This is a genomic window from Longimicrobium sp. (genome assembly GCF_036554565.1).
In the GTDB taxonomy this organism is placed as follows: Bacteria; Gemmatimonadota; Gemmatimonadetes; order Longimicrobiales; family Longimicrobiaceae; genus Longimicrobium.
In genome coordinates this window covers 1-2,040 of the sequence record NZ_DATBNB010000445.1, presented here as the reverse complement: position 1 = coordinate 2,040, position 2,040 = coordinate 1, and the positions used below count along the sequence as shown (strand labels likewise).

Genomic DNA, 2,040 nt, shown 5'->3' with positions numbered 1-2,040 from the left:
GACGGCGTGTTCTACGTCTCCAACCGCGCGGAGGGCGTCCATCGGCTGCAACCCGGCGTGTACGGGCTGAGCAATGCGCTGCTCGACACGCCCTGGCCCAAGGTGCAGCGTGCGAAGGCCGCAATGCAGTCCGCCCTCGCGTTCCCGGAGGACGGGTGGGAGAGCGGGCTGTGGGAGATGCTGGGCGACCGTGTGCTCGCCGCCGACGACCACCTCCCCGACACCGGCGTGGGCGCGGACCGCGAGCGCCTGCTCTCGGCGCCCTTCATCGCCTCCGACGTCTACGGCACCCGCGCGTCCACCGTGCTCACCATCGGCCGCGACGGCGAGGTGACGTTCGTGGAGCGCTCCGCCACGCCGGATGGCACGGGCGAAGCGCGCCACCGCTTCCGCATCGGCTGACGTCGCTCAGGCGGACCAGTACCACACCGTCACCACGCCTTCGCCCGCGTCCGCCGAGTGCCCGATGGTAATCAGCCGGGAGCGCCCTACCTGGGTGGCGAACGCCGCGGCCTCGCCGAACATCTCGTCCCACGACTTGTACGAGCTGCGGAAGTGGCGAGCCATCACCCGCGGCACGCCGGGGTCCCCGGAGGGCTCCGACGCGGGCGCGGGGCGAACCGTCGGACGGAGATCCACGGGCAGCGGCTGGCCACACTCGCTGCACCACTGGTACGGATGGTCCTGGCGGATGGGGGCGCGGCAATTGGGGCAGCGGCCGATTTCAGGGCTCAGCGCGGTCATCGATGAAGGCCTTTCCCGTTCCGGAAACGTGAACCGATGGAGCGTGTACGTGGATGCCGGACAACGAGTTTCGCCGGGCGGACGGCGAAGGGCGGCCCCCCTGCGGGAGCCGCCCTTCTGACGTGCGTACGAGGAACGAGCTACCGAGCGCCGCAGAGGCGCGCTCCCTCGCGAAGCCGCGCCTCGATCATCTCGCAGCGGATGTACGACGGGATTCGCGTGAACGTCACCTGCAGGCTGCCGTCGTCCCGGTTCCACACGTAGCCCGCGTCTGCGTCGGGGTGGTAGGCCGTGCCGCTGTCCTCATCGGGAAAATTCACCCCCAGCCGGCGAGCCTCGCGCCGGCAGCACTCCCACACCTCGGCCGTAATTCCCGCCAGCGTTACGGTAGGGCACGCCATCGCTTCCTCCCCCCTCGGATCCGGTCGTTCACCTGGAAACGACCCGGCAGGCGCAAGCCGAGTGCCGGAGCCGGAACGGAAGCCGCTCGGTCGCTTCGCTGCATGCGACACACGTCCATCGAAGCCGTAACTACGGAACCGTTCTCCACCGCCCCACCGCGGGGGCGGCGATCGGCTGCGGCAGCGACTGCAGGTAGGCGATCAGCGCGTCCAGGTCGATCCACGACGTGGCGGTGCGCGGCGCCTCCATCAGCGAAGTGAAGCGGTCGCCGCCGCCGGCCAGGAACTCCGTCACCGCAAGGTTGATGGTGTCGCCATCCGCCACCACGCGGCCATCGGACAGCCTGATCTCGCGAACGCGGCGGCCGGCGGGCGCGGCGGGGTCCCACGTCACCGTCATCCCCGAGATGTGCGCATCAGGCGCCGCGCCGAGGACGGCGTTCTCCAGCGCGGACTTCAGCTGCGCCCCCGATACGCGCAGGGTGACCAGGGCGTTCTGAAAGGGCTGCAGCTCGAACGCCGTCCCCCAGCTGATGGGGCCGGCGGGAAGATCGCGGCGGATGGCCCCGTTGTTCACCAGGCTGGCGTCGGCCCCCGTCTGCACCCGGTGCGCGTCGGCCAGCAGGTTGCCCAGCGGATACTCGCCGCGGCCGCGCCCCGCGAACGCGACGGCGGAGGTGGCGACGGTGCGCTCCGTCACCGGCTTCACCCGCGCCTCCCACGCGGCGACGATGCGCGCCACCTGCGTGTCGGGGGCCACCTGGTCCGCCCAGGGCACCTGGATGGCGCGGTGGGTGACGGCGGTCCGTCCCCCCCGGCGCTCCAGGTCGGTGACGCTGTAGGCGGTGGAGTACGAAGCGGCCTCCGCGAACGGAACCGAACCCGCCATCGTCAG

4 protein-coding genes are annotated in these 2,040 nt (G+C 71.3%); 1 reads left to right on the top strand and 3 read right to left on the bottom strand.

Annotation, left to right across the window (positions count from 1 at the left end):
- A partial coding sequence (locus VIB55_RS12185; protein WP_331876920.1) for an NRDE family protein occupies positions 1-402 on the top strand: 402 nt, incomplete at its 5' end.
- A gap of 6 nt (positions 403-408) precedes the next feature.
- Here the strand turns inward: VIB55_RS12185 and VIB55_RS12180 are convergent.
- The 3 genes from VIB55_RS12180 to VIB55_RS12170 form a co-directional block, all read right to left on the bottom strand.
- A complete protein-coding gene (locus tag VIB55_RS12180) occupies positions 409-744 on the bottom strand; it encodes a hypothetical protein (RefSeq protein WP_331876919.1) in 336 nt (111 codons plus the stop codon).
- 140 nt (positions 745-884) lie between these two features.
- Complete coding sequence (locus VIB55_RS12175) at positions 885-1,145, bottom strand: hypothetical protein (protein WP_331876918.1); 261 nt, start codon at positions 1,143-1,145, stop codon at positions 885-887.
- A gap of 130 nt (positions 1,146-1,275) precedes the next feature.
- Positions 1,276-2,040 (bottom strand): 5'-nucleotidase (locus VIB55_RS12170; RefSeq protein WP_331876917.1); only part of this gene is annotated, 765 nt, incomplete at its 5' end.

Bases quoted from the DNA above. Each gene is read 5' to 3' on its own strand.
- VIB55_RS12175 (WP_331876918.1), bottom strand. From the start codon at position 1,145: ATGGCGTGCCCTACCGTAACGCTGGCGGGAATTACGGCCGAGGTGTGG.
- VIB55_RS12180 (WP_331876919.1), bottom strand. From the start codon at position 744: ATGACCGCGCTGAGCCCTGAAATCGGCCGCTGCCCCAATTGCCGCGCC.